Source organism: Serratia sp. CY83965, from assembly GCF_052166375.1.
Taxonomy (GTDB): domain Bacteria; phylum Pseudomonadota; class Gammaproteobacteria; order Enterobacterales; family Enterobacteriaceae; genus Serratia; species Serratia marcescens.
In genome coordinates this window covers 1,054,421-1,078,539 of the sequence record NZ_JBJNOV010000001.1, presented here as the reverse complement: position 1 = coordinate 1,078,539, position 24,119 = coordinate 1,054,421, and the positions used below count along the sequence as shown (strand labels likewise).

Below are 24,119 nucleotides of genomic sequence, written 5' to 3'. Positions count from 1 at the left end.
TTACAGCGAGTGAGGGTGGGAATAGCCGGCGGCGCCAAGCATCTGTTCCCAGCGAAGTAACTGTTCGGTCAGCAGCAGCTCGCGGTTGACGCCCACCACGCTGAGCAGCTGATGGCGGCAGTTCAACCACTGCTGCACGATCTGTTGCAGCGAGGCGCTGCTCAGCAGGCTGGCCAACTGATGCACCAGCGGCTGCTGATCCTGATTCAATACATAGTGATGCGCGCCCTGCTGCCACTTCATGGCGTCCACCAGCAGCGCGCACAGCCAGTGCAGGCGCTCGGCGACGTCTTCATGGTTCAGCGCCGGCAGCAGCGACAGCATATCGCGCTGCGGCAGCGCGGCGCTCAAGGCGGCGCACAACGCGCTGCGCTGCTGCCACTGCTGCGGCTGCAACAGCTGTTCGGCGGCCAGCGGCGCGCCGTCGTGCAGGCGCAGCGCCGTGAGGCGGTCCGTCTGAGAGCCGGCCGCCTGCCGGCTCAGCCACTGCAGGCTGAGTTGTTCATCCGGGCTGGCCAAATGCCAGTACAGGCAGCGGCTGCGCAACGTCGCCATCAGCCGCGACGGCTCACGGCAACCCAGCAGAAAATAGGTTTTCTCCGGCGGCTCTTCCAGCGTTTTCAACAGCGCGTTGGCCGCCGCCTCGGTCAGCTGTTCCGCCTGCGGCAGCCAAATCACCTTGGCGCCGCCCTGTTGAGCGTGAGCGTACAGCGTTTCAATCACCTGGCGAATCGGTTCGATACCCAGGCTGCTCTTGCCCTTTTCCGGCGCCAGCACATGATAATCCGGGTGGTTGCCCGCCAGCATCAGCCGGCAGCTGTGACACTCGCCACAGCTTTTTTCGCCGTTGCGCTGTTGGCAGATCAACCAGCGGCTCAAGCCGTAGGCCAGCGCATCGTCACCATTGCCCGCCGCCGCGTGCAGCAGCAGCGCATGATGGCCACGGCCCTCAGCGTACTGCCCAATCAGCTGGCGATAAGGGCCGTTCAGCCACGGGTACCAGTTCATTATGCGCCTTCCTGCTGCCGCAGCCAGTGGCCGACGCAGTCGCGGATCGCCGCGGTCACCTGCTCCAGCGGCTGGGCGGCGTCGACGGTGACGATGGTTTCATCCTGCGCCGCCAGCTCGAGATAGCGAGCGCGGGTGCGTTCGAAGAACGGCAGCGCCTCCTGTTCGATGCGATCCAACTGGCCGCGCGCCTGCGCGCGTTGCAGGCCGACCAGCGGCGGCAGATCGAGATAGACCGTCAAATCCGGGCGGAAATCCCCCAGCACGGTGTCGCGCAGCGAGGTCATCAGCTGCGGATCCACACCGCGGCCGCCGCCCTGGTAAGCCTGTGAAGAGAGATCGTGGCGATCGCCCACCACCCAGGCGCCGCGCGCCAGGGCGGGTTTGATCACGGTTTCCACCAGCTGCACGCGCGCAGCGTACAGCATCAAGACTTCGGCCTTGATGGTCGGCAATTCGCCGTCGATGCCGCGCTTGAACAGATCGCGCAGCTTCTCCGCCAGCGGCGTGCCGCCGGGTTCACGGGTGAAGACGATATCGTTGATGCCATGTTCACGCAGCACATTGACCACCGTATCGCGCGCGGTGGTTTTGCCCGCGCCTTCCAGCCCTTCAATTACAACGAATTTACTTTTCATTCTTTTCCTTTAACGCCTGACGGTACACGCGCACCGCCTGGTTATGGCTCGCCAGATTGGTGGTAAAGGTATGCCCACCCTTGCCGTCGGCGACAAAATAGAGATATGGCGTTTTGGCCGGATTGGCGGCCGCCTGCAACGAGGCCTCACCCGGCATGGCGATCGGCGTTGGCGGCAGGCCGGCGATCACATAGGTGTTGTAAGGCGTCGGCGTCTCCAGATCCTTGCGCGTGATGTTGCCATTATAGCTTTCGCCCATGCCGTAGATCACCGTCGGATCGGTCTGCAGACGCATGCCGATGCGCAAGCGGTTGACGAACACCGACGCCACCTTGCTGCGCTCTTCCGGCACGGCGGTCTCTTTCTCGACGATCGAAGCCATGGTCAGCAGCTCTTCCGGCTTTTTGTACGGCAGGCTGGTGTCGCGGCCGGCCCAAGCGGCCTGCAGCGCTTTGTTCATGCGCACATGCGCGCGTTTGAGCAGCGCGATGTCGCTCATGCCGGCGGTATACTGATAGGTATCCGGGTACAAATGTCCTTCCGGGGTTTCTCCCGCAGGAATGCCGAGCGCAGCGGCGATCTCCGCTTCGCTCTTGCCCGCCAGGGTGTGTTTCAGGTATTTGGACTGCTGCAACACCTGCTGCCAGTCACGCAGGCGTGAGCCTTCGATAAAGCGTGCGGTGAACTGCGCCTCTTTGCCGCTGGCCAACAGTTTCAGCATCTGGCGCACCGTCATGCCCGGCGTGAACCGGTAGGTACCGGCTTTAAATTCCGCCAGCTCCGGCTCCAGCTTCAGCAGCCACTGGAACCAGCGGCCATTGTGCACCAATTTATCGCGCACCAGTAACCCTTCGAGCGCTACCCGGCCAGTGCCGGCCGGCAGTTTGAAGATGGTTTCTTGTTGGATAGCCAGTGGCGTATCGGCAAAGCGTTCGATCTTCTGGTAGCCCCAAAACAACAGCGCCAATACCAGAACAACAATAACAGACAGGACCTTCAGCTTTCTTTTCTTCATCAATTAGCCATGGTTAACAGTGTGGACGCAAAAAATCATACAGCTGACGTGAAGCATAACGCCATGATTGCGCAGCGTTTACCGGCAGCAACGGCATTAGCGCATTGCTCACCAGGACTTCGTCGGCATCGGCCAGCGTATCCAGCGGTTCACTGACGCAGTGCAGACGGTATTCCGAGCCCGCCAGCAGCGCGATCACTCGCCGCCGCATCAGGCCCGCGACGCCCGCCTGGCTCAGATCCGGGGTAAATACCGCTTTTCCCTTACGCCAGAACAAATTAGCCGCACAGCATTCCACCAGCATACCGGCAGTGTCAAGCACCAGCGCCTCGTCGGCGGCCGTCTGGTCAAGATGCGCGCGGATCAGCACCTGCTCCAGGCGGTTCAAATGCTTCAACCCCGCCAGCAGCGGATTGCGCGCCAGCGCCACCGGGCTGAGCGCAAGCGTAATGCCCTGCTCGCGCCACTGCAAATAGTGCGCAGGGTAGCTGCTGCGGGCCACGATGCGCGTCGGGTTTTCGCACCCGGTCGGGCTGTAACCCCGCCCGCCGCTGCCGCGCGTCAGTATCGCTTTGACCACGCCGAGCGGAATTGATTCGGCCGCCTGCGCCATCTCGCGCTCGAAAGCCGGCCAATCGGTGGCGGGCAGCATCAGCCGCTGCGCCGCTTGCTGCAGCCGCTCCAGATGCCAGGGCAGCAGCTCGATTTTACCGTCGATAACCCGGGCAGTCGTAAAACAGCCATCGCCGAACTGCAGGCCGCGATCGCTCGGCGCCAGCGCATCGTGGCGTTGTCCGTTAATCCAGTACATGCTTCCTCCTGTTGCCGGGTGATATCATTACGCTCGCAGAATAGCAGGCGGCGAGGCAATACGCAGCCCTGCTGACGGCCGGACGCCAGGCGTAAAAAAGCCCGGTTAAAAAACCGGGCTTTTCATCAGCGAACAATCGCGCGAGTTACACTCGGCGGAAGATCAGCGAGCCATTGGTGCCGCCGAAGCCGAAGGAGTTACACAGGGTGTACTCCATATCGCTGACCTGGCGCGCTTCGTGGGGCACGAAGTCCAGATCGCAACCTTCATCCGGGTTATCCAGGTTGATGGTTGGCGGTACCGCCTGATCGCGCAGCGCCAGCACGGTGAAGATGGACTCGATCGCGCCCGCCGCGCCCAACAGGTGGCCGGTCATCGATTTGGTCGAGCTCACCAGCACGCGCTCTGCATCGGCGCCGAACACGGATTTCACCGCCTGCGCTTCCGCCTGATCGCCCGCCGGCGTAGAGGTGCCGTGTGCGTTGATGTAACCGATTTGTGACGGGGTCACACCGGCGTCAAGCAGGGCATTTTCCATCGCCAACGCAGCGCCAGCGCCGTTTTCCGGTGGTGACGTCATGTGATAAGCGTCGCTGCTCATCCCAAAGCCAACCACTTCGGCGTAGATTTTCGCGCCGCGTTTTTTCGCGTGTTCGTACTCTTCCAGCACCATCATGCCGGCGCCGTCGCCCAGCACGAAGCCGTCGCGGTCTTTATCCCACGGACGGCTCGCCGCCTGCGGGTTGTCATTACGGGTGGACAGGGCGCGCGCTGCGCCAAAGCCGCCGACGCCCAATGGGGTGCTGGCTTTCTCTGCCCCACCGGCCAGCATCACGTCCGCATCATTGTAGGCAATGATACGCGCCGCATGGCCGATGTTGTGCACACCTGAAGTACAGGCGGTGGCGATGGAAATGCTTGGACCACGCATGCCGTACATGATTGTCAGGTGGCCTGCAATCATATTCACGATGGTGGATGGCACGAAGAACGGACTGATTTTCCGTGGGCCACCGTTAACCAGTGAACTGTGGTTTTCTTCGATCAAACCCAGGCCGCCGATGCCGGAACCGATCGCGGCTCCAATGCGGGTGGCGTTAGCCTCGGTGATGTCCAGGCCAGCATCCTGCATGGCTTGCATGCCGGCAGCGATACCGTACTGGATAAAGGCGTCCATCTTGCGCGCATCTTTGCGAGAGATGAAATCCTCAGAATTAAAATTCTTTACCAGGCCAGCAAACTTGGTCGCATAGGCAGTGGTATCGAAATGGTCGATCAGGCTGATGCCACTCTGACCGGCAAGAAGAGCGTTCCACGTGGACTCTACCGTATTGCCGACAGGAGACAACATGCCCAGTCCGGTCACAACTACTCGACGCTTAGACACGTTTGTCCTCCAGGGAGGGAAAAATATGACACTAGGGATAGAAAAAACTTAGGCGGTCGAACGACCGCCTAGATATGTTCTCTTACTGCTGGCTAGCGTTGATGAAATCAATAGCTGCCTGAACAGTAGTGATCTTCTCAGCTTCTTCGTCTGGAATCTCGGTGTCGAATTCTTCTTCCAGTGCCATTACCAGCTCAACGGTGTCAAGAGAATCAGCGCCCAGATCTTCAACGAAAGAAGCGTTGTTCAAAACTTCTTCCTGTTTAACACCCAGTTGCTCAACAATGATTTTCTTAACGCGTTCTTCGATAGTGCTCATACTCTTAAATTTCCTATCAAAACTCGCTTTCGCGATGGTTTTCGTAGTGTATAAAATGCTGAAAAAGATGCAACTAAATCCCGGCTGGTCAAACCACGATTTTACGCTATTTTGCGGTTTTTGCCTCAAATAACGCAAATGGTTTTCACATTTTTTAAATCATGTACATGCCGCCATTGACATGTAACGTTTCACCGGTGATATAGCCGGCCTCATCAGAGGCCAAAAATGCAACAGCGCTGGCGATTTCTTTAGCATCGCCCAGCCGGTTGGCTGGAACTGATGACAAAATGCCTGCGCGTTGATCATCTGTCAACGCCCGTGTCATGTCCGTCTCAATAAAGCCAGGTGCCACGACGTTGACCGTAATGCCACGCGAAGCAACTTCACGTGCCAAAGATTTGCTAAAACCAATCAGACCGGCTTTAGCCGCCGCGTAGTTCGCCTGCCCTGCGTTCCCCATGGTGCCGACAACGGAACCGATGGTGATGATACGGCCAAACCGCTTTTTCATCATAGCGCGCATTACCGCTTTTGACAGGCGGAATACGGAAGTCAGGTTAGTGTCGAGGATATCCTCCCACTCATCATCCTTCATACGCATCAGCAGGTTATCACGCGTGATGCCGGCATTATTCACTAAAATGTCGATTTCGCCAAATTCGGCGCGAATCGATGCCAGCACGCTGTCGATAGATTGCGCATCAACAACGTTCAACATAAACCCTTTGCCGTTTGCGCCCAGGTAGCTGCTGATCGCTTCAGCGCCGCTCTCGCTGGTTGCGGTGCCGATCACTTTGGCGCCGCGTGCCACAAACGTTTCTGCAATGGCTCGGCCAATACCGCGGCTCGCGCCGGTGACCAGAACGATTTTACCTTCGAAGCTCATCATTTTCCTCTTTATTGTTCAAGCGCCGCCGACAGGCTGGCGGTGTCGTTCACCGCCGCAGCCGTCAGGGTGTCAACAATACGTTTAGTGAGACCGGTCAGCACTTTGCCCGGCCCCACTTCCAGCAGCGACGTCACTCCCTGTGCTGCGATAAATTCTACGCTCTCGGTCCAACGCACCGGGCTGTACAGCTGACGCACCAGCGCACTGCGGATCGCTTCAGGATCGTTTTCGGTGCGCACGTCGACGTTGTTCACCACCGGCACCTGCGGCGCGTTGAAGGTGATGTCCTGCAGCGCCACGGCCAACTTGTCGGCGGCCGGCTTCATCAGCGCGCAGTGCGAAGGCACGCTCACCGGCAGCGGCAGTGCACGTTTGGCGCCCGCCGCTTTACAGGCGGCGCCTGCACGTTCAACCGCTTCTTTGTTGCCGGCGATGACCACCTGGCCCGGCGAGTTGAAGTTGACCGGAGAAACCACCTGCCCCTGTGCGGACTCTTCACACGCCTTGGCGATCGCGTCGTTGTCCAGACCGATGATGGCATACATCGCGCCGGTGCCTTCCGGCACCGCTTCCTGCATCAGCTTGCCGCGCAGCTCGACCAGACGAATCGCCGCCTTGAAGTCCAGCACGCCGGCGCAGACCAGCGCCGAGTACTCGCCCAGGCTGTGGCCAGCCATCAGCGCAGGCGCTTTACCGCCCTGCTGCTGCCACACGCGGAAAATCGCCACCGAAGCGGCCAACAGAGCCGGTTGTGTCTGCCAGGTTTTGTTCAGTTCTTCCGCCGGACCTTGCTGCACCAGCTGCCACAGGTCGTAACCCAGGGCGGAAGAAGCCTCGCCGAAGGTTTCTTCGACGATCGGGAACTGTGCGGCCAACTCGGCCAGCATGCCAACGGTCTGCGACCCCTGGCCCGGGAAAACAAAAGCAAATTGCGTCATTTTTTCTTCCTGTCCAAATCAGAAACGAACCAGCGCCGAGCCCCAGGTAAAGCCGCCGCCGAAGGCTTCCAACAGCACCAGTTGACCACGCTGAATTCGCCCGTCGCGCACGGCTTCGTCCAGTGCGGAAGGCACCGAGGCGGCAGAGGTGTTGCCGTGACGATCGAGCGTCACCACCACTTTGTCCATCCCCATGCCCAGTTTTTTCGCCGTTGCGCTGATGATGCGCAGGTTGGCCTGGTGCGGCACCAGCCAATCCAGCTCGCTGCGGTCCATGTTGTTGGCCTGCAACGTCTCGTCGACGATGCGCGCCAGTTCGGTGACCGCAACCTTGAAGACTTCGTTGCCCGCCATGGTGACATAGGCCGGCTTGTCTTGATTCTGGCGATCCTTGTACGGCAGCGTCAGCAGGTTGCCGTAGCTGCCGTCGGCATGCAGATGGGTAGACAGAATGCCCGGCTCTTCAGACGCCCCAAGCACCACCGCACCCGCGCCATCGCCAAACAGGATGATGGTGCCGCGATCTTCAGGATCGAGCGTGCGCGACAAGACGTCCGCGCCGATAACCAGCGCATGTTTGACCGCGCCGTTTTTCACGTACTGATCGGCCACGCTGAGCGCATAAGTAAAGCCGGCGCAGGCCGCAGCCAGATCGAACGCCGCGCAGTCTTTGATGCCCAGCATTTGCTGCACCAGGCACGCCGCGCTCGGGAACGCGTGAGTGGTCGTGGTAGTCGCCACGATGATAAGCCCAATGTCTTCTTTAGCCACACCTGCCATTTCCAGCGCGTTCTCAGCGGCCTGGAAGCTCATCGTCGCAACGGTTTCATCCGCAGCGGCGATGCGACGTTCGCGGATACCGGTACGCGTGACGATCCATTCGTCAGAGGTATCCACCATTTTTTCCAAATCAGCATTGGTGCGCACTTGTACGGGCAAATAACTCCCCGTACCGAGAATCTTTGTATACATGTACGATCAGTCACTCTTAGGTAATACAGCCTCAAGGCGCGCAGCAATCCTTTCCGGGACTTGCCGCTGCACCGCCTGCACAGCCTGTTCGATTGCGACTGCAAACGCGTGAGGGTTCGCAGCGCCGTGGCTCTTGACTACGGTGCTGCGCAATCCTAACAGACATGCGCCATTATACTGGTCGGGGTTCAGGTGGCCGAACCGCTTAACCACCCGTTTTTGCAACCAACGGCCCAACAATTTCAACCACCACGCTCGCTTGTTTCCGTCGCCGGACGATTTCAACAGCGATAAGAACACCCTGACCACCCCTTCCATGGTTTTCAGGGTGACGTTGCCCACGAAGCCATCGCAAACCAACACGTCGGTCTTGCCGGTGAGCAGTTCGTTTCCTTCCAGGTAACCAATATAGTTGATTGCCGGAGTATTTTTTAGCACAGCGGCCGCTTCGCGGATATTATCCAGGCCTTTGGTCTCTTCTTCGCCAATATTCAGCAGCGCCACCCGCGGTTGCGCAATGCCGATCACCTCTTCCGCCATCACCGCCCCCATCACGGCAAACTGCACCAGCATGGTGCTGTCGCACTCGACGTTGGCGCCGAGATCCAGCACCACGGTTTTGCTGCGTTGCTGATTCGGGATCGCCGTCATCAGCGCCGGGCGCTCGATGCCTTCCAGCGGCTTGACCAACAGCTTCGCCAATCCCATCAGCGCACCGGTATTGCCGGCGCTGACGCACCCCTGCGCGTTTCCGCTGCTGAGCTGCTCGAGCGCAATGCGCATCGACGTGCCGCGGCTGGCGCGTATCGCTTGTGAAGGTTTGGCGTCGCCGGCGATCACGGACTCGGCGGGCACGACTTGCAGACGCTCCAGAAGAACCGGATCGGCGTGGGCAAGCAAGGGAGAGATGACGTCGGGATTGCCGACCAGCAGGAGATGAAGCTGTAAATTAGAGGCCAGTGCCTGCAACGAAGCAGGCACTGTGACGCAGGGACCGAAGTCCCCGCCCATTGCATCTAACGCCAGGGTTAGACGAGTCAAGGTATCGCTACTTAGCCGATAACCTTGCGACCGCGGTAGAAACCGTCGGCAGTGATGTGGTGACGACGGTGAGTTTCACCGGATACTTTGTCTACAGACAGAGTAGTCGTGGTCAGAGCATCGTGAGAACGACGCATGCCACGCTTGGAACGGGTTGGTTTATTCTGTTGTACGGCCATGGACCTTACTCCTCAATTACTTACGCTTTAAACTGGCTAATACGGCAAACGGATTCGGTTTCTCCGCCTCAGGAGGCAGTTGGCCAAATACCATGTCCGCTTCGGACACTTCACAGTGTTCAGATTCATGTACCGGAACGACAGGCAGTGAAAGAATAATTTCGTCTTCAATCATTGCCAACAGATCGACTTCGCCAAACTCGTCAACTTCGATCGGTTCGTACGCTTCCGGTAATGCCTCAGCCTGCTCATCATTGACGACCGGGCTAAAACAATATGTTGTGTGAACCTGATGTTCGAACGGGACTCCACAGCGTTGGCACATCAACGTTACCGTGACGTCCGCATGCCCTGTTATCACCGCGAGGCGTTGATTGTCGATATTAAACGACAACGACACCTCGACATCACCGTCCACACTGACCACGGAGTCGGCAACACGAGTAACCTGCTCAGGCGCATAGACACCAGCATAGTCCAGGCGTTTCTGAGCGGTACGTACCGCATCAATGGTCAAGGGTAATTTTACCTTTTGCATAGGGCGCGCATATTAACTTTGTAACGACATAGAGTCAAAGAAAAAGGCCGTAAAACGGCTCCTTTCACCAATATTCGCTTCCACAGCGGCCGACAGTTTAAAATGCCGTACCCATTTACGCTACGGTTTGCGAAAAAAATTATGCAGAGATTGCTTTTAGCCTCCACCTCCCCCTATCGAAAAATACTGCTGGAGAAGCTGCAGCTGCCGTTCGACTGCGCCGCGCCGGAGGTGGATGAAACCCCCTTGCCCGGCGAAAGCGCGGAAGCGCTGGTGCTGCGCCTGGCGGCGGCGAAGGCTCAGGCGTTGGCCCTCGCCTATCCCGAGCATCTGATCATCGGTTCCGATCAGGTCTGCGTGATCGATGGCAGCATCACCGGCAAGCCCCATACCGAGGAAAACGCCCGGGAGCAGCTGCGCCAGGCCAGTGGCCAAGCCGTGACTTTCTATACCGGCCTGGCGCTGTACAACGGCCGCAGCAAGCAGCTGCAAGCTTTGTGCGAGCCGTTTCACGTGCATTTTCGCGCGCTGAGCGAAGCGGAGATCGCCGCCTATGTACGTCTGGAGCAACCGCTGAACTGCGCAGGCAGTTTCAAGAGCGAGGGATTGGGGATCGCGCTGTTCGACAGGCTGGAAGGCCGGGATCCGAACGCCCTGATCGGCCTGCCGTTGATCGCGCTGTTGGAGATGTTGCGGGCTGAAGGCATCAACCCGCTGGGGTGACGCAGATTACTTGGCCGCCTGCCGGCGCAGCACCTGCAGACAGTGGCGCAGCTCTTCGTCCATCGGCGCTTCGATGCGCATCGTTTCGCCGGTGGCCGGATGCTCGAAGCGCAGCGCAGCGGCGTGCAGGAATAGCCGCTTCAGGCCGGTACCCGCCAGTTGGCGATCGAACTCGCGGTCGCCATAGCGGTCGTCAAAGGCGATCGGGTGCCCGGCATGCAGAGTGTGCACGCGGATCTGGTGGGTACGCCCGGTGATTGGGCTAGCCTTCACCAGGGTGGCGAATTCGTAACGCTCTTCCACCTTGAAGCGGGTTTCCGAAGGCTTGCCTTCGCTGTTGACGCGCACGATGCGTTCACCGCTTTGCAAAATATTTTTCAGCAGCGGCGCCTGTACGGCCTTGCAGTGCGATTGCCATTGGCCGCGCACCAGCGCCAGATAATCTTTCTGCATGCCTTTCAGCCGCAGTTGCTCATGCAGCGAACGCAGCGCGGAACGCTTCTTGGCCACCAACAGCACGCCGGAGGTATCGCGATCGAGCCGGTGCACCAGTTCAAGGAAACGAGCCTCCGGGCGCAGCGCGCGCAGCCCTTCGATCACGCCGAAGCTCAGGCCGCTGCCGCCGTGCACTGCGGTGCCGGAAGGCTTGTTGAGGATCAGCAGGTGGTCGTCTTCATACAAAATACAGTCGGCCAGCGCGGCCACCTTATCCAGCTTGGCCGACACCGGCGTCTCTTCGCGCTCGGCCACCCGCACCGGCGGCACGCGCACCACGTCGCCAGCCGCCAATTTGTATTCAACCTTGATGCGCCCTTTATTGACCCGCACCTCGCCTTTACGCACGATGCGATAAATCATGCTCTTCGGCACGCCTTTCAGGCGAGCGAGCAGAAAGTTGTCGATTCTCTGACCGGCTTCGTCGTCGGAAATCGTGATGAATTGTACTGCTGGATTGTTCGTTTTCATGGTGCGGGATTCTAAATAGAGCGCGTGAATAGCGCCACATCTTTTTCTGTGCTTAACTGTCTCTCTGACGGCGGGCGAAACCCCAGCGGACAATAAGGCAGCAAGCCGATTTGAACGTTTGCGATTTCTTCCGCAGTTAAGGAAAAGTCACCTTGCTATAACGGCATCAGCAGTGGAATAATGCAGTCACTTTCCGCGTTGATTCTCGTTAAACAGGGAAAACGGTGGAATTATAAAATTTGTCTGATCGCGCAAAAACGCAGCAATGGCGTAAGACGTAATGCGAAATCAAACAATTAGCGGGCTGCGGGTTGCAGCTTGGCCGGCAAATGGAATCAGATCTGTCGACGTAAATCAGAGGCTATTCCCCTAGTAAAAGTGCTGTCTTTCACAAAGAAAAGCAGGCTTACCGAGATAATGCGCCCCTATGCAGGCGACAACCGTGAGGTTGACGACTTTGCGAGAAGACACGGGGCTTTCGGTTTAACTCCGGCCATGAGGTTATTTTGCCCGCAGCTTTGTCGATAATGTAAAAATAACGAGTAAGTTAAGATGAAAAGAATGTTGATTAACGCAACTCAGCAGGAAGAGTTGCGTGTTGCCCTCGTAGATGGACAGCGGCTGTATGATTTGGATATTGAAAGTCCGGGTCATGAGCAGAAAAAAGCGAATATTTACAAAGGCAAAATCACCCGCATTGAACCAAGTCTTGAAGCAGCGTTCGTGGACTACGGCGCAGAACGACATGGTTTCCTCCCCCTTAAAGAAATCGCCCGCGAATACTTCCCTAGCAATTACTCTTCCCATGGTCGCCCGAACATCAAAGATGTGCTGCGCGAAGGCCAGGAAGTCATCGTTCAGGTAGACAAAGAAGAACGTGGCAACAAAGGCGCCGCCTTGACCACCTTCATCAGTCTGGCGGGCAGTTATCTGGTGCTGATGCCGAACAACCCGCGCGCCGGCGGTATTTCTCGCCGCATCGAGGGCGACGATCGCACCGAGCTGAAAGAAGCGCTCTCTTCGCTGCAACTGCCGGACGGCATGGGCCTGATCGTTCGCACCGCGGGCGTAGGCAAATCCGCCGACGCGCTGCAGTGGGATCTCTCCTTCCGCCTGAAGCACTGGGAAGCGATTAAAAAAGCCGCCGAAGGCCGCTCTGCGCCGTTCCTGATCCACCAGGAAAGCAACGTTATCGTGCGCGCCTTCCGCGATTACCTGCGCCCGGACATCGGCGAAATCCTGATCGACAACCCGAAAATTCTCGATCTGGCCAAAGAGCACATCGCTGCGCTGGGCCGCCCGGATTTCAGCAGCAAAATCAAACTGTACAGCGGTGAAATTCCTCTGTTCAGCCACTATCAGATCGAATCGCAGATCGAATCCGCCTTCCAGCGCGAAGTGCGCCTGCCGTCCGGCGGCTCGATCGTCATCGACAGCACCGAAGCGCTGACCGCCATCGACATCAACTCCGCGCGTGCAACCCGCGGCGGCGACATCGAAGAGACGGCGTTCAACACCAACCTGGAAGCGGCGGACGAGATCGCTCGCCAGCTGCGCCTGCGCGACCTCGGCGGCCTGATCGTCATCGACTTCATCGACATGACGCCGGTTCGCCATCAGCGCGAAGTGGAAAACCGCCTGCGTGACGCCGTGCGCCAAGACCGCGCGCGCATCCAAATCGGCCGCATCTCCCGCTTCGGCCTGCTGGAAATGTCGCGTCAGCGCCTCAGCCCGTCGCTGGGCGAGTCCAGCCATCACGTGTGCCCACGCTGTAACGGCACCGGCACCATTCGCGACAACGAATCGCTGGCGCTGTCCATTCTGCGCCTGATCGAAGAAGAAGCGCTGAAGGAAAACACCAAAGAAGTTCACGCTATCGTGCCGGTTCAGGTCGCTTCGTACCTGTTGAACGAAAAGCGCGAATCGGTCAGCGCGATCGAAAAACGTCAGGGTGGCGTGAAAGCCGTCATCGTGCCGAACGATGAAATGCAAACCCCGCACTACTCGGTGCTGCGCGTGCGCAAGGGCGAGGAAACCTCTACCCTCAGCTACCTGCTGCCGAAGCTGCACGAAGAAGACATGGAGCGCCCGCTGGAAGACGCGCCGATGGAGCGCAAGCGTCCGGAGCAACCGGCCCTGGCTTCCTTCTCGCTGTCCGCCGATGCGCCGCCGCCGGCTGAAGAACCCGTCGCCGTGGCCAAGCCTGCCGCTGCAGCCGCCAAGGCGAAAGCCGCAGCGCCGGCCGCCGCCAAGCCGGGCTTCCTGGGTCGCCTGTTCGGTGGTCTGAAGAACTTGTTCGCCGGTGAAGAGCAACCTGCCGTCGAAGAAGCCAAACCAGCCGAAGCGCCGAAGGCGGAAAGCAACGGTGAAAACCGTCGTCAGGATCGTCGCGGTCAGCGCCGTCAAGGCACCGGCCGTAAAGAGCGCGGTGAGCGTAGCGACCGTGGCGATCGTCCGGAACGCGGCGAGCGTAAAGAGCGCGGTGAAGGCCGTGACAATCGCGAGCGCGACAACCGTGAACCGCGTGAGAACCGTGAAGGCCGTGAATCGCGTGAGTCCCGCGATGAGCAGCGCCGTAACCGCCGCAACCAGCAGCAGAACGCGCCGGTAGCGGAGGAAACCGCTTCAGAAGAAGGCGCTAAAGCGCCGCGCGAAGATCAGCAGCAACGCCGTGAGCAGCGCGCTGAACGCCAGCGTCGCCGTCAGGAAGAGAAACGTCAGGCTCAGCAGGAAGTGAAAGCGCTGGAAAGCGTTGAAGCGGTCGAGAGCACCGACGAAGAACAGGAAGAACGCCAGCAGCAGAACATGCAGCGCCGTCAGCGCCGCACGCTGACGCAGAAAGTGCGTATCCTGTCTGCCGAAGAAGAGCTGCAGCGCGCAGCGGAAGAGCTGTTGGCGCCGAAAGCGCCGGTAGCGAAAGCCGAAGACGCGCAGCCGACCGCCGACGACAGCGTCAAGCTGCTGCCGGAAACCGTTGCCGCACAGCCGGAAGACGATGCCCAGGGCGAAAGCCGCGGCAACGGCGAAGGCATGCCGCGCCGTTCCCGCCGTTCACCGCGCCACCTGCGCGTCAGTGGCCAGCGCCGCCGTCGTTACCGCGATGAACGTTACCCGCTGCAATCTCCAATGCCGCTGGCGGGCGCGTTCGCTTCGCCGGAAATGGCATCGGGCAAAGTCTGGGTAAGCTACCCGGTCGCTCAGGTTGAAGAAGCCGAAGTGCAGACCGAAGCCGTAGAACAGGCTGCGGCACCGGTTGTCGCTGCCGCGGTTGAACAGCACAACGTTGCCGTGGAAGAAACCCAGGTGGCGGCCAGCATCAACCCGCCTGCGCCAGAAGCCGCCGTTGAAACTGCTGCCGTTACCGTAACGGAAGAAGCTGCAGCCGTAGCGCCTGTCGTGGCTATCCCGGCCGAGGAAATCCCGGCGCCGGTGGAAACCGCCCCGGCAACTGTTGCAGTTGAACAGCCGAAAGCGGAAGAGACTGCCCCTGCAGTGGAAGCCGAGCCGGTAGCTGAAACCGTAGCTGTAGAGCCAGTGGTTGAACCTGCGCTAGCGGAAGACGAACCTGTGGTCGAAACTGCACCGGTGGTAGAAGCCACGCCAGCGGAAGAAACGCCAATGGTAGAAGTAGAAGCCGCACCTGCGGCGGCAGCCGTGGAAGCCGCTCCGGTGGAAAAAGCCCCTGCGCCAGTGGTTGCTCAGCAGCCGGCGCCGGTGAAAGCCGTGCAGGACGCGCTGTACAAACACATCGCCACTGCGCCGATGACCAAAGCGCCTGCGCCGGCCTATGTGCCGGAAGAACGCAAGCACAGCGACTGGCAGCGCCCTTCCTTCAACTTTGAAGGCAAAGGCTCCGCAGGCGGCCATTCGGCGGTGAGCCAGGCGACCGCGCCGGCCACCAAACCGCAGCCGGTTAACGAATAAGTTAATCTGCAACCTTAAAAAAACCCGCCATCGGCGGGTTTTTTCTTGCCTGTAACGTCCTCAGGCGATCTTCTTCAGTTTTTTGATGTCCAGAACATCCAACTTGCCGTCAAGCCGGCTGACGAACTGCTGAAAATGCGCCGTCTCATTATGCTTATCCAGCGCTTCGCTGCTGGCCCAACGCTCAAAGAACACGAAAACGCCCGGTTTTTCCAGATCGCGATGCAAGTCATATTGCAGGTTGCCCAACTCCTGGCGGCTCGGCTCGATAATGTCGTGCACCGCTTCGCTGACGGCGGCTTCAAATCCCGCTTTCGCTTGCAGGGTGGCGATAACGCGTACTTCCATTGCTTTCTCCCTTTCCACTTGATGAAGGTCGACGGTATTGGCGTCGGCATCGTTGAAATCCCGGTTACTATGCGCCCGCCGCGCTATTGATTTCAACTTGTCGCCAACAAACAGATGCATCTGCGGCACTTTCCGCTTATCCTTACACCCCGGCGTGAATAAACCCATTATTCGCTTTTCATTAGACGTATTTGACCGCCGGAGCCTAGCTAGATGACCGCACAACCTCAAGTTCTGAAAATCCGCCGCCCAGACGATTGGCATATCCACCTGCGTGACGATGAAATGCTGAAAACGGTGGTGCCCTATACCAGCCAGGTATTTGGCCGGGCGATCGTGATGCCGAACCTGGTTCCGCCCGTAACGACCGTGGCCGCCGCGCGCGCCTACCGCGATCGCATTCTGGCGGCGGTTCCGCAGGGTCACAATTTCACTCCGCTGATGACCTGCTACCTGACCAACTCCCTGGCGGCCAGTGAACTGGTCAACGGCTTCGAACAAGGGGTGTTTACTGCCGCCAAGCTGTATCCGGCCAACGCCACCACCAACTCCAGCCACGGCGTCAGCGACGTGACCGGTATTTACCCGCTGTTCGAGCAGATGCAAAAAATCGGCATGCCATTGCTGATCCACGGCGAAGTGACCGATCCTTCCGTCGATATCTTCGACCGCGAGGCGCGCTTTATCGAGCAGGTGATGGAACCGATTCGCCAACAGTTCCCTGAGCTGAAGATCGTCTTCGAGCACATCACCACCAAAGAAGCGGCGCAATACGTGCAGGCAGGCAATCGTTTCCTCGGCGCCACCATCACGCCGCAGCACCTGATGTTCAACCGCAACCACATGCTGGTCGGCGGCATTCGCCCGCACCTGTTCTGCCTGCCGATCCTCAAGCGCAATGTCCACCAGGAAGCGCTGCGTCAGGCGGTCGCCAGCGGCTCGGATCGCTTCTTCCTTGGCACCGACTCCGCGCCGCACCTCAAGCATCGCAAAGAGTCCAGCTGCGGTTGCGCCGGCTGTTTCAACGCGCCGAATGCCATCCCGGCTTACGCAGCGGTCTTCGAACAGCTAGGCGCACTGGAGCACTTCGAAGCCTTCTGCTCGCTCAACGGCCCGCGCTTCTATGGCCTGCCGCTCAACGAAGACTTCATCGAACTGCAGCGCGTGCCAACCACCCAGCCGGAAGAGATTACCCTCGGCAATGAATCCGTGATCCCCTTCCTGGCGGGTGAAACCCTGAACTGGTCGCTGAAAGACTGATATTTTTGCTTCGCCCTCTTGCCCCCGCACTCGGTTAACTGTATAAATAAACAGTAAATCGCTTCGGGGGCAATTATGCGTGTTGAAGTCACTATAGATAAAACCCGGCCGCTGCCGGCGGGCGCCATTGAGGCGCTGACCGGTGAACTGGGCAAGCGGGTCAACCGCCAGTTTCCAGACGCCGTCGTGCACGTACGTTATGCCGGCGCCAACGGGCTCTCCGTGCTGGGGGGCGCCAAAACCGACCGGGATCTGATCGAGGAAATCCTTCAGGAAACCTGGGAAAGCGCAGACGAATGGTTTAGCGCAGAATAACACTGCAATGCTGTTTTTGCCGGGGGTCGCTCTCCGGCTTTTTTGTTTCTGGCGCCCTGCCCATTCATCGCTTACCCTTACTCTGAAACAAAATCTGCCTCAGCGCTGTATTTAACGCAAAGGAGTAAGCATGGCCCCGGACAAGGTGAAATCCGAAGACGCAATGACGTTTGGCGAACTGCTGGCGCTGATTGCCGATCAGAAAAGGCGCTTGAACGTACTGGAAGTGGCTTTCTCTTATCTGGCCTTCAGCCTGGATGACAAAGCCAACCAACGGCTGATCCACAGCCTGAAGCTGGAATCGCACAGCCAGAATCGTGATGCCGAAACGCAAAAGCATTTCGCCCATTTGGCCGAAGAGCTGGAAAAATGTCTGCACGGCGCATCGCCACCTGCCGACGCGGAATAACGCGCTGCGCTTGACTCATCCACTGCTGCACATACAAATTTGTAGAATAATTGTTCAAATAAATATTTATTTTGCAAATTTCGGTGACAACCCCCTCCACCGATGAAAGCGGATGCGTATACTGTAATTGCTCTCATGATGATGAGCCGCATTGATCCTCGTTAGTCACTCACGGTAGTTACTACTCAATAAGGGGTCTTTATGGACAGAAATGATGAAGTAATTCAGACGCACCCGCTTGTCGGTTGGGATATCAGTACTGTCGACGTTTACGACGCCATGATGATACGCCTTCATTACCTGTCTTCACTAGACCAAACGCCCGAAGAAGCCCAAGTAGACCGAACGCTTTGGCTCACTACAGATGTCGCCCGTCAATTAATCAATATCTTAGAGGCCGGCATCGCCAAGATTGAAGCTACGGATTACCAGGATCTTGATCGCAGAAAACATTGATACATCGTCCCCTAACCCCTAAGGCGCCGTGATCGATCCCGGCGCCTTTTCTTCGCCTTTCGCCGTTCAATCAGTGCATTGCGCTCGCCAACCTTTTATCATGGGGCGATAAGAAATCGCTATCAGAGAGGGTGGGCACGTGGAATATGATTTGATTGTGGTGGGCAGCGGTTCAGTCGGCGCGGCGGCAGGGTATTACGCTACCCGGGCCGGCTTGAAAGCGCTGATGATCGACAGCGCCATTCCTCCACACCGCAACGGCAGCCATCACGGCGATACCCGCATCATTCGTCACGCTTACGGCGAAGGTGAAAAGTACGTGCCGCTGGTGCTGCGCGCACAGGCGCTGTGGAATGCGCTGATTCAACAATCCGGTGAAGAACTGTTCCAGTCGTGCGGCGTGCTCAACCTGGGGCCGCAGCACTCCGAATTCATTCGCAATGCTCAGCAGAGCGCGCAAAAGTTTCGCCTTAATGCGCAAACCCTCAGCGCCGAACAGATCGCTCAACGCTGGCCGGAATTCCGCGCGCCGGAAGGTTATGTCGGTGTCTTCGAGCCGGACGCCGGCTTCCTGCGCTCCGAACTGGCGGTTGCCAGCCTGATCAAACTGGCGAAAGAGGCCGGCTGCAGCCAGCTGTTCAACTGCCCGGTCAGCGCGGTGAACCCCATTGATGGCGGCGTTGAGGTCGTCACCGACGAAGGGCGTTTCACGGCGCGAAAAGCGGTGGTCACCGCAGGCACCTGGGTGAAGGCGCTGTTGCCGCAGCTGCCGATCGCGCCATTGCGCAAGGTATTCTCCTGGCATCAGGCGGACGGCCGCTACAGCGTGAACAATCGCTTCCCGGCCTTTACCGTCGAAGCGCAGGACGGCACGCACTATTACGGTTTCCCGGCGGATAACGATGGCCTGAAAGTGGGCAAACACGACGGCGGCCAGCCGATGGATGCCCCCGAGCAGCGCAAGCCCTTCGGCAGCTACGCCAGCGACGGCACGGAAGTTTTCTCCTTCCTGCGGCAATTTTTGCCGGGTGTAGGCGTATGTTTACACGGCGAAGCCTGCAGTTATGATATGAGCCCTGACGAAGACTTTATTATCGATACGCTGCCGGATTGCGATCGCCTGATGGTCATCAGCGGATTGAGCGGCCACGGCTTCAAGTTCGCCAGCGCTCTGGGCGAGATCGCCGCGCTGTTCGCGCAGGACAAAGCGCCGCCGGTTGACCTCTCCAGCTTTGGTCTGAAGCGATTTAGCTGAGCGGAGGATTTCGCTGTCCACGTTCCCGTCGAGCCCTGGACAGCGAAATCTGGCGGTTACAATTTCTTAACCTGCTAACTCTTTTAAATACCAAGTAAAAATTCTGATAACGGAAATTTCTTGCATTCAGCATTTGAATTTCCGAATTGAACACTTGCAGTGTAAGTCCTATTTTACAGAAGATATGCTCCATCGGCTTTCAACAAGGACGTCACCATGAAACTACTTGTCGTGGACGAATGCTGCTTCACCCGGGTCGGTATAGCCAGCTACTTTGCTGATAGTGGGATTACGACGATCAAGTGCTGCCACAGCATTGAGTACGCTACGCCACTGTTGTCCAGTTTTCAGCCAAGCCACATTCTGGTGAACCTCAGCAACCAATGCCGCTATAACGAAGCGGACGCACAGCTGCTGGCATTTATGGAAGCCAGCCAGTCTGCCTTGCTGTTTATCTATCTCGATACGCCTTACCCTTACAGCGAAGCGCCAATGCGCATCGCCGATAATGCCTTTCTGTTCAATAAAAGCATTCTGCCGCTCACCTTACGCACGCTGCGCGAAAATCCGCTGGCGCTGGCCGATGACGGCGAAGAGCGTTCCCTGTTCAGCCCGCAGGAACTGACGGTAATGAAATATTGGATGGCGGAGATGCCCAACTACCGCATCGCGAAAAAGCTGCAGATCAGCTCGCATACGGTGTACGTGCACAAGCGTCACATCACGGAGAAGATCAACGCGCGCAACCGGCTGGAGTTCTACTCGCTGTATAACGTGCTGCGCTATTTCTACCCGCCGAGCACGCCAACAAATTCGACGCCGCTGGCGCTGCTGGCGGTATAACATCAAGCCTGCGATAACGCAGGCTTTTTTATCGCCGCTCTTCCAGCGCACACGCGCGGCGCGCTGTAAAAGACGTCGAGAAAAGGACTATAATCAAGGATCCTTCTCTTCAGGCGGCTGAAATGTTAAACCGAATACTGGCGGCTATCGTCAACAATGTGCGTGAGCACCTGGTGCTTTACCTTTGCCTGTGGCTGGTGCTGCTGGCGTTGGATGTCTATTTCTTCTTCGTCATGTAATCCATGCCGCCGTTATTTCCCCGATTGAGCTTCAGCCGCTTCGGCGATCCCGCCCAGGTGCTGGAATTGCAGCAGATGAGCAGACCGCTGCTGCGCCCCGGACAGCAGTTATTGCAGATGCGCTATGCCCCGATCAACCCTTCCGATCTGATCCCGATCCACGGCCAATACGCGCACCGCATCGCCCTGCCGCAGGTGCCGGGATATGAAGGCGTGGGCGTCATCGTCAATCCGCAGAATGGGCATTCAACGGACCGACGCGCGCTGGCGGTAGCGGGTGACGGCAGTTGGCAAACCTTCGTCACGCTGCCTGAGGCTCGGGTGGTCTGGGTGCCGGATGACATTGACGACGCCTGCGCAGCGCAAATCTATATCAACCCGCTCACCTGCTGGGTGCTGTTGACGCAATGGCTGCCGCTCAACGCCGGCGACGTACTGCTGATCAACGGCGGCGGCTCCGCTGTCAGCCTGCTGCTGGCGCAGCTGACGGCGCTGCGCGGCATTCGTCTGGCGGTCGTGGTGCGCAACGCCGCTCATCGCCAGGCGTTACTGGCCGCCGGCGCCTGGCGCGTTATCGAAGCACCTCAGCTGGTGGAAATGACGAATTTTGGCGCCCGTGCGGCCATCGACTGCATCGGTGGGGAAGACGGATTGCAATTGGCGCGGGCGGTGCGCTCCGGCGGCGATTTTGTGGCGCTGGGCCTGCTGAGCGGCCGCCAGGTAGACTGGCGGCGCGTGGTGGACGAGTTAAAGCTGCGCGCTTCGCTGTTCCACCTGCGCAAATGGAACGCACAGGCGGCGCCGGCGCAGTGGCAGATGGCGTTTTATCAGCTATTCCAGCTGCTGCGGCGCGGCCAGCTGGCTTTGCGCCCACCCGCCGCGATTTATCCTTTGCATCAGTACGCAACGGCGCTGCAGCACGCCACGCAGCCCGGTGTGAACGGCAAGATCTTCCTCACTCCGGCGCCGCCGGAGGCTGACGCGGCGGGCGGCCGTCCCCCAGGATAACCGCCAGCCGATAGCCGCCCTCGGTAGTCTCCAGCGCGATGCGCGCCACGATCGTCAGCGGCACCGACAGCAACATGCCCACCGGGCCGAGCAGCCAGCCCCAAAAGATCAGCGACAGGAACACCACCAGCGTCGACAGCCCCAGCCCGCGCCCCATCACCCGTGGTTCGAGGATATTACCGATCACCATGTTGACAGCGATAAAACCGCCCGCCACCACCAGAGCATCGCCCAGCCCGTTGAACAACAGCGCCTGAATCAGCGGCGGAATGGCGGCCAATACCGAGCCAATGTTGGGAATGTAGTTGAGCAGAAACGCCAGCAGCCCCCAGATAAAAGCGAAGCGCACGCCGACCGCCGCCAGGAAGATCCAGACGATCACCCCGGTGGCCAGGCTGATGATGGTTTTAATCACCAGATAGCGCGTCACGCCGTCCAACGCCCGCCGCATCGCGGCGAGCCCCTCGTTCGGCTTATCCAGCGCCTGCTGCAGCTTATACGGCAGCAGCTGCACTTCAAACAGCATAAACACCACGGTCATCAGCAGCAGGAAGACGTTGGTCATGGCGCCAGACAGGTGCCCCAGCATGCGGGTGACCAAATTCATCGCCGCGCTCGGATCGACATACTGCAGCATCGCTTCGCTGGAGAGGCTGATATTGAAGCGATCGGCGTAATGCTGCAGCTCGCGCAACTTCTCGATCATCATGCCGCGGTACTGCGGCAGCGAGCGGGCGAACTCATTGAGCGAAGCGCCCAGCATGCCGATAAACAGCATCACGACCACGATCACCGCCGTCACCAGCAGCGTCACCCCGACGATACGCGGCACCCGCTTGCGTTCCAGCATCGCCACCAGCGGGTTCAACACCATGGCGAGAAATACCGCCAGCAAAAACGGCACCACGATGTCAGCGGCGGCTTTCACCCCGGCCAAAATGATCACCAACATCGCCAGCAGGACGGCCAGACGCAGGCTGCTGTCGGTCACGCGGGTTCGGCCCATGACGTTTCCTTGTTATTTCACTGGGTTAACCGGCCACCAAGAGCCGACTCTTGGCGCTAATGGTAGCAAAATCCACCGTCACGCCGCAGAGGATTTCGCCTAACCGTTCGAAAAAATTAATCTTTCCGCCCTGCTCTTTGCCGCAAGAAATAGGCATAACGTTTGCCAACAAATAATTCCACCGAGCAACTCATGGACGATTTACGTAAAATGACAAAAGCTGACATTAATAAATAATAAGCCTAATTTTCAACAACTAGCACAACCGCCCCGTGAGGGAAATAATATCATCTTCAACGATTTATCTGATGAATCCCGAACATCTCAAACAAATTCACTGACTAATATTTCTAAGAAGTAACATAGTTAAATTTATTATTGATTTTATGTTTCCTAAAGTTTAATTATTGCAGCCAGCCAATCGGTAATCGAAGGAAACAGGATGCTCTGGAAAAATACCGCCGATCGTTTCGGCCATGTGTCAGTGTTGATCCACTGGCTGGTGGCGCTGACGGTGTACGGCATGTTCGCACTTGGCCTGTGGATGGTCACGCTGGGCTATTACGACGTCTGGTACCATCAGGCGCCGGAGATCCACAAAAGCATCGGCACGCTGCTGTTCATCGTGATGGTGATCCGCGTGGTCTGGCGCTTTGTCTCGCCGCCGCCCAAACCTCTGGCCAGCTATGGCCGCCTCACTCGCGTCAGCGCTATTCTCGCGCATCTGGCGCTGTATGCCGTGCTGTTCGGCATTCTGATCAGCGGCTATCTGATCTCCACCGCCGACGGCCAACCGATCAGCGTATTCGGCTGGTTCGACGTGCCCGCCACCGTCACCGGCATGGCGGAACAGGCCGACACCGCCGGCGCCATACACCTTTACCTGGCCTGGGCCGTGGTAGTGCTTTCGGTACTGCACGGGCTGGCCGCGCTTAAACATCACTTTATCGATCGTGATGTCACTTTGAAACGGATGCTGGGTAGCAGCGCCGATTAACCTTTGGATTTATGGAGATTGCTATGTTGAAAAAGACCGTATTGGGCCTGACCGCAGGCGCCCTGCTGCTGAGCGCCGGTTCCGCACTGGCGGCGGACTACAAGATCGACAAACAGGGCCAGCACGCCTTTATCGAGTTCCGCATCCAGCACCTGGGCTACAGCTGGCTGTACGGCAGCTTTAAAGACTTCGACGGCGGCTTCACCTTCGACGAGAAAGATCCGTCCAAGGACAAGGTTAACGTGACCATCAATACCGCCAGCGTCGACACCAACCACGCCGAGCGCGACAAGCACCTGCGCAGCGCCGAGTTCCTCAACGTGGAGAAGAACAAACAGGCCAAGTTTGAATCCACAGAAGTGAAGAAAAGCGGCGACGGTTATGCGGTGGTCGGCAACCTGACGCTGAACGGCGTGACCAAGCCCGTCACGCTGGACGCCAAACTGATTGGCCAGGGCAACGATCCGTGGGGCGGCTACCGCGCCGGCTTTGAAGCCAACGGCAAGATCAAGCTGAAAGATTTCGGCATTACCACCGATCTGGGCCCGGCGTCGCAAGACGTTGAGCTGATCATCTCCGTAGAAGGCGTGCGCGAGAAATAAAAAAAAGCCCGGCTTGGCGGCCGGGCTTCT

27 protein-coding genes are annotated in these 24,119 nt (G+C 58.5%); 12 read left to right on the top strand and 15 right to left on the bottom strand.

The features are described from left to right. The 12 genes from holB to yceD form a co-directional block, all read right to left on the bottom strand. Positions 1-1,008 carry a DNA polymerase III subunit delta' gene (gene holB, locus ACJ8PL_RS05365; protein ID WP_033640744.1) on the bottom strand — a complete coding sequence of 336 codons (1,008 nt, stop codon included), beginning with the start codon at positions 1,006-1,008 and terminating at the stop codon, positions 1-3. Next, positions 1,008-1,646: a dTMP kinase gene (tmk, locus tag ACJ8PL_RS05360; RefSeq protein WP_016928188.1), complete on the bottom strand. Its 639-nt coding sequence runs from the start codon at positions 1,644-1,646 to the stop codon at positions 1,008-1,010. The genes holB and tmk overlap by 1 nt, the downstream gene beginning before the upstream one ends. Beyond that, positions 1,636-2,661, bottom strand: coding sequence for an endolytic transglycosylase MltG (mltG, locus tag ACJ8PL_RS05355; RefSeq protein WP_016928189.1), 1,026 nt, complete (start codon positions 2,659-2,661; stop codon positions 1,636-1,638). The genes tmk and mltG overlap by 11 nt, the downstream gene beginning before the upstream one ends. A 13-nt stretch (positions 2,662-2,674) precedes the next feature. Continuing rightward, on the bottom strand, positions 2,675-3,472 hold the full coding sequence (pabC, locus tag ACJ8PL_RS05350) for an aminodeoxychorismate lyase (RefSeq protein WP_197784514.1): 798 nt from the start codon (positions 3,470-3,472) through the stop codon (positions 2,675-2,677). Between the two features lie 145 nt (positions 3,473-3,617). Continuing rightward, positions 3,618-4,859 carry a beta-ketoacyl-ACP synthase II gene (fabF, locus tag ACJ8PL_RS05345; protein ID WP_004928734.1) on the bottom strand — a complete coding sequence of 414 codons (1,242 nt, stop codon included), beginning with the start codon at positions 4,857-4,859 and terminating at the stop codon, positions 3,618-3,620. A gap of 82 nt (positions 4,860-4,941) precedes the next feature. Further along, on the bottom strand, positions 4,942-5,178 hold the full coding sequence (acpP, locus tag ACJ8PL_RS05340; protein WP_004719003.1) for an acyl carrier protein: 237 nt from the start codon (positions 5,176-5,178) through the stop codon (positions 4,942-4,944). 154 nt (positions 5,179-5,332) lie between these two features. After that, positions 5,333-6,067 (bottom strand): 3-oxoacyl-ACP reductase FabG, encoded by a 735-nt coding sequence (gene fabG, locus ACJ8PL_RS05335; RefSeq protein ID WP_016928193.1) that lies wholly within the window; start codon positions 6,065-6,067, stop codon positions 5,333-5,335. An 11-nt stretch (positions 6,068-6,078) separates the two neighbouring features. Beyond that, entirely contained in the window at positions 6,079-7,008 is a 930-nt protein-coding gene (gene fabD / locus ACJ8PL_RS05330; protein ID WP_015377451.1) for an ACP S-malonyltransferase, read from the bottom strand. Positions 7,009-7,026: 18 nt separating this feature from the next. Further along, positions 7,027-7,980 (bottom strand): beta-ketoacyl-ACP synthase III, encoded by a 954-nt coding sequence (locus ACJ8PL_RS05325; protein WP_028128023.1) that lies wholly within the window; start codon positions 7,978-7,980, stop codon positions 7,027-7,029. A gap of 6 nt (positions 7,981-7,986) precedes the next feature. Further along, positions 7,987-9,021 (bottom strand): phosphate acyltransferase PlsX, encoded by a 1,035-nt coding sequence (plsX, locus tag ACJ8PL_RS05320; RefSeq protein WP_004928717.1) that lies wholly within the window; start codon positions 9,019-9,021, stop codon positions 7,987-7,989. 11 nt (positions 9,022-9,032) lie between these two features. Continuing rightward, positions 9,033-9,200, bottom strand: a complete 168-nt coding sequence (gene rpmF / locus ACJ8PL_RS05315) for a 50S ribosomal protein L32 (protein ID WP_004927778.1) — start codon at positions 9,198-9,200, stop codon at positions 9,033-9,035. A 16-nt stretch (positions 9,201-9,216) separates the two neighbouring features. Next, complete coding sequence (gene yceD, locus ACJ8PL_RS05310; protein WP_442530885.1) at positions 9,217-9,738, bottom strand: 23S rRNA accumulation protein YceD; 522 nt, start codon at positions 9,736-9,738, stop codon at positions 9,217-9,219. Between the two features lie 141 nt (positions 9,739-9,879). Between yceD and ACJ8PL_RS05305 the strand changes: the two genes are divergently transcribed. Next, positions 9,880-10,461 carry a Maf family protein gene (locus ACJ8PL_RS05305; RefSeq protein ID WP_442530884.1) on the top strand — a complete coding sequence of 194 codons (582 nt, stop codon included), beginning with the start codon at positions 9,880-9,882 and terminating at the stop codon, positions 10,459-10,461. Positions 10,462-10,467: 6 nt separating this feature from the next. On the opposite strand, the gene rluC is transcribed toward ACJ8PL_RS05305, so the two are convergent. Next, complete coding sequence (gene rluC / locus ACJ8PL_RS05300) at positions 10,468-11,427, bottom strand: 23S rRNA pseudouridine(955/2504/2580) synthase RluC (protein WP_015377448.1); 960 nt, start codon at positions 11,425-11,427, stop codon at positions 10,468-10,470. A 552-nt stretch (positions 11,428-11,979) separates the two neighbouring features. Here rluC and rne point away from each other — a divergent pair. Further along, positions 11,980-15,351, top strand: coding sequence for a ribonuclease E (gene rne / locus ACJ8PL_RS05295; protein ID WP_079451365.1), 3,372 nt, complete (start codon positions 11,980-11,982; stop codon positions 15,349-15,351). A 60-nt stretch (positions 15,352-15,411) separates the two neighbouring features. Here the strand turns inward: rne and ACJ8PL_RS05290 are convergent, their stop codons facing one another. Continuing rightward, positions 15,412-15,699 (bottom strand): putative quinol monooxygenase, encoded by a 288-nt coding sequence (locus tag ACJ8PL_RS05290; RefSeq protein WP_015377446.1) that lies wholly within the window; start codon positions 15,697-15,699, stop codon positions 15,412-15,414. Between the two features lie 213 nt (positions 15,700-15,912). Here ACJ8PL_RS05290 and pyrC point away from each other — a divergent pair, with 213 nt between their 5' ends. From pyrC to ACJ8PL_RS05250, 8 genes are all read left to right on the top strand, one after another. Beyond that, positions 15,913-16,959, top strand: coding sequence for a dihydroorotase (gene pyrC, locus ACJ8PL_RS05285; protein ID WP_033640751.1), 1,047 nt, complete (start codon positions 15,913-15,915; stop codon positions 16,957-16,959). A 75-nt stretch (positions 16,960-17,034) separates the two neighbouring features. Next, complete coding sequence (gene dinI / locus ACJ8PL_RS05280) at positions 17,035-17,274, top strand: DNA damage-inducible protein I (protein ID WP_015377444.1); 240 nt, start codon at positions 17,035-17,037, stop codon at positions 17,272-17,274. Between the two features lie 130 nt (positions 17,275-17,404). Beyond that, complete coding sequence (locus tag ACJ8PL_RS05275; protein WP_004927809.1) at positions 17,405-17,683, top strand: hypothetical protein; 279 nt, start codon at positions 17,405-17,407, stop codon at positions 17,681-17,683. Positions 17,684-17,884: 201 nt separating this feature from the next. Then, positions 17,885-18,139: a biofilm formation regulator BssS gene (gene bssS, locus ACJ8PL_RS05270; protein WP_004927812.1), complete on the top strand. Its 255-nt coding sequence runs from the start codon at positions 17,885-17,887 to the stop codon at positions 18,137-18,139. A gap of 139 nt (positions 18,140-18,278) precedes the next feature. Continuing rightward, positions 18,279-19,394 carry an N-methyl-L-tryptophan oxidase gene (solA, locus tag ACJ8PL_RS05265; RefSeq protein WP_028128020.1) on the top strand — a complete coding sequence of 372 codons (1,116 nt, stop codon included), beginning with the start codon at positions 18,279-18,281 and terminating at the stop codon, positions 19,392-19,394. 216 nt (positions 19,395-19,610) lie between these two features. After that, complete coding sequence (locus ACJ8PL_RS05260; protein WP_028128019.1) at positions 19,611-20,237, top strand: LuxR C-terminal-related transcriptional regulator; 627 nt, start codon at positions 19,611-19,613, stop codon at positions 20,235-20,237. 122 nt (positions 20,238-20,359) lie between these two features. Beyond that, on the top strand, positions 20,360-20,476 hold the full coding sequence (locus ACJ8PL_RS05255) for a DUF2770 family protein (RefSeq protein ID WP_004927822.1): 117 nt from the start codon (positions 20,360-20,362) through the stop codon (positions 20,474-20,476). Positions 20,477-20,479: 3 nt separating this feature from the next. After that, on the top strand, positions 20,480-21,484 hold the full coding sequence (locus tag ACJ8PL_RS05250) for a zinc-dependent alcohol dehydrogenase family protein (protein WP_442530883.1): 1,005 nt from the start codon (positions 20,480-20,482) through the stop codon (positions 21,482-21,484). Here ACJ8PL_RS05250 and ACJ8PL_RS05245 read toward each other — a convergent pair. After that, positions 21,432-22,490, bottom strand: a complete 1,059-nt coding sequence (locus tag ACJ8PL_RS05245; RefSeq protein WP_089191506.1) for an AI-2E family transporter — start codon at positions 22,488-22,490, stop codon at positions 21,432-21,434. The two genes, ACJ8PL_RS05250 and ACJ8PL_RS05245, sit on opposite strands and share 53 nt — an antisense overlap. Positions 22,491-22,932: 442 nt before the next feature. On the opposite strand from ACJ8PL_RS05245, the gene ACJ8PL_RS05240 reads away from it, so the two are divergent. After that, complete coding sequence (locus ACJ8PL_RS05240) at positions 22,933-23,487, top strand: cytochrome b (RefSeq protein ID WP_016928207.1); 555 nt, start codon at positions 22,933-22,935, stop codon at positions 23,485-23,487. Positions 23,488-23,510: 23 nt separating this feature from the next. After that, on the top strand, positions 23,511-24,089 hold the full coding sequence (locus ACJ8PL_RS05235; RefSeq protein ID WP_016928208.1) for a YceI family protein: 579 nt from the start codon (positions 23,511-23,513) through the stop codon (positions 24,087-24,089). The last annotated feature ends 30 nt before the right edge of the window (positions 24,090-24,119 follow it).

Bases quoted from the DNA above. Each gene is read 5' to 3' on its own strand.
- rluC (WP_015377448.1), bottom strand. From the start codon at position 11,427: ATGAAAACGAACAATCCAGCAGTACAATTCATCACGATTTCCGACGAC.
- pyrC (WP_033640751.1), top strand. From the start codon at position 15,913: ATGACCGCACAACCTCAAGTTCTGAAAATCCGCCGCCCAGACGATTGG.
- ACJ8PL_RS05235 (WP_016928208.1), top strand. From the start codon at position 23,511: ATGTTGAAAAAGACCGTATTGGGCCTGACCGCAGGCGCCCTGCTGCTG.
- ACJ8PL_RS05325 (WP_028128023.1), bottom strand. From the start codon at position 7,980: ATGTATACAAAGATTCTCGGTACGGGGAGTTATTTGCCCGTACAAGTG.
- pabC (WP_197784514.1), bottom strand. From the start codon at position 3,472: ATGTACTGGATTAACGGACAACGCCACGATGCGCTGGCGCCGAGCGAT.
- tmk (WP_016928188.1), bottom strand. From the start codon at position 1,646: ATGAAAAGTAAATTCGTTGTAATTGAAGGGCTGGAAGGCGCGGGCAAA.
- ACJ8PL_RS05275 (WP_004927809.1), top strand. From the start codon at position 17,405: ATGGCCCCGGACAAGGTGAAATCCGAAGACGCAATGACGTTTGGCGAA.
- acpP (WP_004719003.1), bottom strand. From the start codon at position 5,178: ATGAGCACTATCGAAGAACGCGTTAAGAAAATCATTGTTGAGCAACTG.
- mltG (WP_016928189.1), bottom strand. From the start codon at position 2,661: ATGAAGAAAAGAAAGCTGAAGGTCCTGTCTGTTATTGTTGTTCTGGTA.
- dinI (WP_015377444.1), top strand. From the start codon at position 17,035: ATGCGTGTTGAAGTCACTATAGATAAAACCCGGCCGCTGCCGGCGGGC.
- yceD (WP_442530885.1), bottom strand. From the start codon at position 9,738: ATGCAAAAGGTAAAATTACCCTTGACCATTGATGCGGTACGTACCGCT.
- rpmF (WP_004927778.1), bottom strand. From the start codon at position 9,200: ATGGCCGTACAACAGAATAAACCAACCCGTTCCAAGCGTGGCATGCGT.
- ACJ8PL_RS05305 (WP_442530884.1), top strand. From the start codon at position 9,880: ATGCAGAGATTGCTTTTAGCCTCCACCTCCCCCTATCGAAAAATACTG.
- ACJ8PL_RS05245 (WP_089191506.1), bottom strand. From the start codon at position 22,490: ATGGGCCGAACCCGCGTGACCGACAGCAGCCTGCGTCTGGCCGTCCTG.
- holB (WP_033640744.1), bottom strand. From the start codon at position 1,008: ATGAACTGGTACCCGTGGCTGAACGGCCCTTATCGCCAGCTGATTGGG.
- rne (WP_079451365.1), top strand. From the start codon at position 11,980: ATGAAAAGAATGTTGATTAACGCAACTCAGCAGGAAGAGTTGCGTGTT.
- ACJ8PL_RS05255 (WP_004927822.1), top strand. From the start codon at position 20,360: ATGTTAAACCGAATACTGGCGGCTATCGTCAACAATGTGCGTGAGCAC.
- fabG (WP_016928193.1), bottom strand. From the start codon at position 6,067: ATGAGCTTCGAAGGTAAAATCGTTCTGGTCACCGGCGCGAGCCGCGGT.
- ACJ8PL_RS05290 (WP_015377446.1), bottom strand. From the start codon at position 15,699: ATGGAAGTACGCGTTATCGCCACCCTGCAAGCGAAAGCGGGATTTGAA.
- ACJ8PL_RS05260 (WP_028128019.1), top strand. From the start codon at position 19,611: ATGAAACTACTTGTCGTGGACGAATGCTGCTTCACCCGGGTCGGTATA.
- fabD (WP_015377451.1), bottom strand. From the start codon at position 7,008: ATGACGCAATTTGCTTTTGTTTTCCCGGGCCAGGGGTCGCAGACCGTT.
- ACJ8PL_RS05240 (WP_016928207.1), top strand. From the start codon at position 22,933: ATGCTCTGGAAAAATACCGCCGATCGTTTCGGCCATGTGTCAGTGTTG.
- ACJ8PL_RS05250 (WP_442530883.1), top strand. From the start codon at position 20,480: ATGCCGCCGTTATTTCCCCGATTGAGCTTCAGCCGCTTCGGCGATCCC.
- bssS (WP_004927812.1), top strand. From the start codon at position 17,885: ATGGACAGAAATGATGAAGTAATTCAGACGCACCCGCTTGTCGGTTGG.